General features: G+C 61.9%; 5 protein-coding genes. All 5 read right to left on the bottom strand.

What is annotated here, in order from left to right:
- Positions 1-1235 (bottom strand): MCE family protein (locus tag E0T84_RS20965; protein WP_138745427.1); only part of this gene is annotated, 1235 nt, incomplete at its 3' end.
- Positions 1232-2260: an MCE family protein gene (locus E0T84_RS20960; RefSeq protein ID WP_138745426.1), complete on the bottom strand. Its 1029-nt coding sequence runs from the start codon at positions 2258-2260 to the stop codon at positions 1232-1234. The genes E0T84_RS20965 and E0T84_RS20960, both read right to left, overlap by 4 nt.
- 34 nt (positions 2261-2294) lie before the next feature.
- On the bottom strand, positions 2295-3734 hold the full coding sequence (locus E0T84_RS20955) for an MCE family protein (protein ID WP_138745438.1): 1440 nt from the start codon (positions 3732-3734) through the stop codon (positions 2295-2297).
- A 21-nt stretch (positions 3735-3755) separates the two neighbouring features.
- Entirely contained in the window at positions 3756-4613 is an 858-nt protein-coding gene (locus E0T84_RS20950; protein WP_138745425.1) for an ABC transporter permease, read from the bottom strand.
- Positions 4610-5380, bottom strand: a complete 771-nt coding sequence (locus E0T84_RS20945; RefSeq protein ID WP_138745437.1) for an ABC transporter permease — start codon at positions 5378-5380, stop codon at positions 4610-4612. Before E0T84_RS20945 ends, E0T84_RS20950 begins: the two co-directional genes overlap by 4 nt.
- Positions 5381-6000 lie beyond the last annotated feature (620 nt).

Here is a 6000-nt window from a genome sequence, read left to right as displayed (position 1 = left end):
GGTGGGGGGCCGCCGGGCGGCGGTGCCGGCGGCGGTTCACGATATGGATAGCAGCCCGGGCCGGACAGCGGAATTCCGGGTGGCCCGCACGGCCTGTCACCGGGGTTGCCGGTGATCGCGTCGGGAACGGTCAGATGCGGTTCGCCACCCTGCCCGGTACGGGGGTACGGCACCGGCAACGCCGGTGTGCCAGGTTGGCCGACCTGCGGGTCGGTGCGTTCCGAGGGCGACATGGTGGCCGGGTCCAGGCCGAGATCGGAGAACGCGGCATCGATGAACGGTTGAATGAATTGGCCAGGAAGCAGATTGGCGATGTACACCTTGAAGAATGGGCCCGACGCGAGTGACTCACCCAGCGACAGTATGTAGGCGTTGAGCCCTTTTATCCCTTCTTGCACCTTCTCTTTACGGTTATCGACGATCTCCAATACACCGTTGAGCTTTTCCAACGCAGGTTTCAGCGTCTGACGGTTTTCCGCGATGAACCCCTTCAGTTGTTGGGCCGCCGTGGAAAGGTTGCGGGAGATCTGGTCCAACGCGTTGCTCTGGCTCAGCAGTTGAGCCAGGAGCGCATTGCCGTTGTGTACAAGTTTGACCAAGTCGTCACTGCGCTCGGCCAGAACTTGGGTAGCTTTCCTGGCATTGCCGAGGAGATTTCGGAGCTCTTCGTCCCGCTCGTTGAGGGTCTGAGAGAAGCGTGCCACACCGTTGACCGCAGCCTTCACGGCAGGTGGTGTACCCGAAAGCGTGTCCGAGAGCACGGCCAGCGAGTCCGACAACTGGCCGGTGTCGAGTCCGCCGATGGTCGCCGTGAGATCACCCAGAGCGTCGGGCAGGTGATATGGCGATGTGGTCCGCTCCAGCGGTATCGGCCCGTCCAGGCGTCCGTTTCCACGGGAACGGACCTCCAAGTAACGGATACCGAGCACGCTCTTCGACTTGATCGCCGCCTCGGTGCGTTCCCCGAGTCGAACGTCCTGATCGACTTTGAACTTGACCACGATCTGTGTCCTGTCCAACTCCATGGAGGACACGGATCCCACCCGGACACCGGAGACCTGGACGACGTCGCCGGGCTTCAGACCGCCTGCCTCGGCAAAGTAAGCCGTGTATTGCTGATCACCGTGTATGAACGGCAGTCGCTCGAAATTGAAGACGACCAGTCCGATGACGACGGCGGTGATGAGTCCGACCGTGCCTACAACAACGGGATTGCGTTCGGAGAACGGTTTCATCGGGGCGCGCACCTTCCCGAAGGCTGGCTGGCCAGCTTCACATACACGGGTTGGCCCCCCTTACCGTTGACTTTCAACACAAGATCGCACAGGTAGAAGCTGAAGAAGTCCCCGTACAGTCCGAGCCTGCCGAGCGCCCGGTAGGAATCCGGCAATGTGTCGAGCAGGTGGTCGAAGTGATCACGATCGGCCAGCACGCTGCTGGAAATCTGATCTGTCGCCGGCACTATCTGCTGCAGCGGAGGGCGTGCCTGGCGAAGCAGATCCCCGATCGTCCCGGCGGCCTCGTTCGCGTAGGCGACTCCCGCCGTGATGTCCTCCTTGCGCGCCGCGAGTCCATCGACGAGTCCAGACAGCGACTCCACGGCGGTGTTGAACTTGTCGCTCTGATCGCCCAGCACCCCCAGCACGGTGTGCAAGTTGGTCACCACCTGACCGATCAGCTGGTCTCGATCTGCCAGGGTGTTGGTCAGGGCCGCAATCTGGGTGAGGACCGATGTCACGGTTTCCCCTTCACCCTGGAAGGCCGATATCAACTGGCCGGTGAGCGCGTTGACCTGATCGGGGTTCAGCGCGCGGAACAGTGGTCGGAATCCGCCGATCAATGCGTCGAGGTCCAGCGCGGGAGATGTCTGGCTCAGGGGGATGGTGTCCCCCGGGCTGAGCCGCTCAGGTCCGCCCGCCCCCTCCTCGAGAGCCAGGTATCGACCGCCGATCAGGTCTTGGTAACGAATAACCGCTTTGCTGCCCTCGGTGAGGACCACTGACGGATCTGCCGAGAACTCGACAACCACCGTTGTGTCGTCCTGGATCGAGAGGCTTTTTACCTTGCCCACCTCCACACCCGCGATACGGACGAAGTTGCCGGATGTCATCCCCGAGGCGTCGCTGAAGATCGCCTTGTATGTCACTTCCGGGTGAAACCGCAGCTGTGCGAATACCAGGAACATCGCAGCCATCGCCACCAGGCAGACCAGCACGAAGGCGCCAACCCGCCAAATCGTGCCAGAAAGCGTTTGTTGCACCTGTTTTCTCCCTAGGTAATAAGTTCACGACCGTCTACGGGGCCGGCGGCGGTTGAAAGGCATAGGTCGGTTGGGTCTGCGCCGGAAATTCCGGTGTGAACGGTTCCGAGCCGGCCGGCGGCGGGCCCACCTCGCGCGGCGCTCCCGGCGGCGGCGCCGGCGGGAGACCTGGCCACAACGGTGTTCCGTCCGGCGCATACAGCTGCGCTCCGTAGGCCGGCGCTCCCGGGTAGGGAATCGGTCCGGGCGCCGGCGGCCCCGCATGCCGGATGCTCGGTGGTTCCGGTACTCCGCGGGTCACAGGGAAGTAGTCCGCCCATCCCGGGAATCCGATTCCCGGATTGGGCCGCACATCCATACCGGTGCCCCACCCGGTGTCGGTAACCAGGTAGCGCTGGGGGAAATTCTGACCGACGTCGGGCAGAGATCCGCAGCTCGGCTCACCGCCGGGACCTCCTTTGGCTCCGACGACGGGCAGGTTGTCGGGATACCGATACGGGTCGTCACCGAGCATGACGGCTGCGTCAAGGACACCCGTCCGTCCGTCTCCGCCCAGCACGTCGCCGTACTTGTACTTGTCGAGAAGAACCTGCGCCCCAACCAGGGTGCACGTAAGCACCGGGTTGTACTTCATCAGCAGACGTGTGGTCGGTTCGAGCACATTGACGGCGTGAACAAGATTGTCCTTGCTGGGACCAAGCAGGTTAATGCCACTGTTGGACAGACCAATTACATTGAGTAGCAACGAATCCAGCGCATTCGCGTTGGCGGTGATCGTCGATCCCGTGGTGGTCACGGCATCAAGCACAGTCAAGATGTCCGGCGCAGCGATCGCGTAGGTGTCGCTGATCGCCTTGAGCGCCCGTACATCCTGCCGGACGGTCTCGTTGCGTGGATTGAGAGCCAGCAGAACCTGATTGAAATCGGTGGTGGCCTGTCCGATGGCCTCGCCCCTGCCGCGAAAGCCGTCAGACAGCGCCGAAAGGATCGCATTCAGTTTGGGAACGTCGACCTTGTTCAGCAACTCCATGAGGTTTTGGAACACGGTGTTCACTTCGACAGTCACCTCACGCGACTGCAACACCGCTCCATTGGCCAGCCGATCGGTGCTGGGATCGCTGGGATCGATCAGATCGACGTACTTGGCACCGAACAGCGTGGGCGCGACAATCTGCGCGCCCACATTGGCAGGGATGTACCGGAGTTGGTCGGGGTAGAGCTCCAAACCGAGTTTCACCGAGTCGCCCGTGGTGATGCTGGAAACTCGGCCGATCTGTACGCCGCGGTACTTGACCTTCGCGTTGGGGTCCATAACAAGACCTGCGCGATCCGATGTGACGGTCACGCGCGCATAGCGCTGCAGATCTCGGTTGAAAGCAAAGAACGTCACCAGCATGATCGAGACAACGGAGACCACGAACAAAGCTGTCCACCAACCTGGGTGTACGCGCCGTTCACGGCGTCGGGATTCCATGTGTGTCATTCGCTGTCTCTGCTACGCCGAGAGATGGAAATTGCCGGTGGAGCCGTACAAGATCAGTGAACCCACCATCACCACGAACACCGCCGCGACCAGTGACGCGCGCACCGCGCGCCCAGTTGCCGCGCCGACGCCCGCAGGCCCCCCGGACGCCGTCAACCCGTAGTAGGTGTGAATCAGCATGACGATGATTCCTCCAGTGATCACCTGCAGCGTTGCCCAGACCATGTCCAATGGGTTCAAAAAGGTGGTGAAGTAGTGCTCATAGACGCCGGCCGACTGTCCGTAGAAGTTGACCATCACGAGGCGGGATCCAAGGTACGCACCGGTCAGGGCCAGGAAGAAGATCGGGACCACACTGATCACGCCGGCAACCACACGGGTTGACGCGAGGTAGGTGATCGCGGGGATACCCATCACCTCAAGCGCATCCACCTCCTCGTTGATTCGCATCGCGCCCAGCTGCGCCGTCGCACCGGCACCGATAGTTGCCGACAACCCGACCACCGAAATGATGGGAGCCGGGAGACGAGTGTTGGCGTAGGCAGAGAAGAACCCGCCCAATGCCTCTACTCCGACGCTGCCCAGTTGCTGGTGTCCGGTCGCGCCGACGACCGCGCCAGTGCTCATCACCAAAAAGGTGACGACGACGAGCGCACCACCAATCGCGGCCAGTGCACCCACGCCGAGACTCATTTGGGCGAGGACACGCAGCAATTCGATCCGGTAACGCAGGATGGCTTCGCGGATTCCGACCAGGGTCTTGGCGTGGAACACCAACTGCTCACCGACCCGGTTCCAGCCACCGGCCCAGTTGCCAAGTGTGCGAGTGATTCTCGGCCATCGGGCCGCAGCGACCCGACCCACGCTCACTTGTTCACTCCACCGGGAAAGAGAATGTCCACGATCAAGAGGATGAACACGAGCGCCATGAATGCAAACACCACGGTCTCATTAACCGCGTTGCCCACTCCCTGAGCACCGCCCCTCGGCGTCGTGCCCTTGTAGCAGGCAATCAGGCCGGCAGCCAGACCGAACAACGTGGCCTTGATGAAGGAGAAGACCACATCTTTCAGACCACAGAGCAGCGGGAGGCCCGCAGCGAACGCACCGGGGGTGACGTGGTGAACGTAGATCGCGAAAAAATAGGCACTCGCCACGCCGGCGCTGCAGACAATCGCGTTCAGGAGCGTTGAGCAAACTGTGAGCGCCGCGACCCTTGGTACGAGCAGCGCCTGGACGGGGTTGATTCCCATCACCCGCATGGCATCGATCTCTTCACGGATGGTGCGTGCGCCAAGGTCCGCGCACACGGCGGTGGCCGCAGCTCCGGCGACCACGAACACGGTGACGATCGGTCCGGTCTGCGTGGTGATACCCCACCCTGCGCCGGCGCCTGAGAGGTCGGCGGCACCGATATCCATCAGGAGGACGTTGAGGTGCAACGCCACCATCACGCTGAACGGAATGGTCAACAGTAAAGCCGGCAAGGTCGACACCCGTGCAATGAACCAAACCTGCAGGATGAACTCACGCCAAGCGAACGGCGGTCGCACGGTCTGGATCAAGATGTCCAGAGACAACGCGAAGAAGCTGCCGAACGCACGCGCGGGTTTCGTCAGCACTGCCGGCGCGACCATCAGCGGCCCTGTCCAACGTATAGCCGCTTCGGCGAACGCCGTTGGCATCGGGTGCGGTTGGTCGGCGCCCATCGCTGCACAGATGCAGCCGCCGATGGGCTCCCTTCGATTCGCTCAGTCCACAAGAGGTGCAACGCTCCCTCCCTCACATTCACACTCCCGCTTATATGTTTGCCAGACACGACACCCCCGTCTCGCGTCCCGCACCCGCCTACGTTTGACTGCTAGTCAAAGTTTTGCTGCGGCTGATGTTACCTGCATCACTACTTGGGCTGTCAAGAGAGCAACTACTCGGGCCTGACTTCTTGCTATGGGGTACGGCATACGGTATTGGCCCTCACCCCGGCCATGCACACAGTAAGAGGGTATCTCCTTCATGCACAATGATTCTCCGCATTGCAGAGGAACCGTGGTTGCCCCGTGGGGCCGTCGCGTGAACCTCGGCTACCACCGAGTCGACTCGGCGAGAGACCAAGCATGACTTTCTGGTCGGCCCAAATATCCCACCGCCAGAGTGCGTCAGGTGCGGGATCGCTGGTGTTTCAGGCAAACCAGGCCGGGAAAAACCTTCCGGACCGCTCTCACCGGACTCGATGGATGACAGCCATCAGCACCCACCC

Source organism: Mycobacterium sp. DBP42, from assembly GCF_005924235.1.
In the GTDB taxonomy this organism is placed as follows: Bacteria; Actinomycetota; Actinomycetes; order Mycobacteriales; family Mycobacteriaceae; genus Mycobacterium; species Mycobacterium syngnathidarum.
The sequence above is the reverse complement of the archived record's forward strand: the minus strand, read 5'-3'. Positions and strand labels throughout refer to the sequence as shown.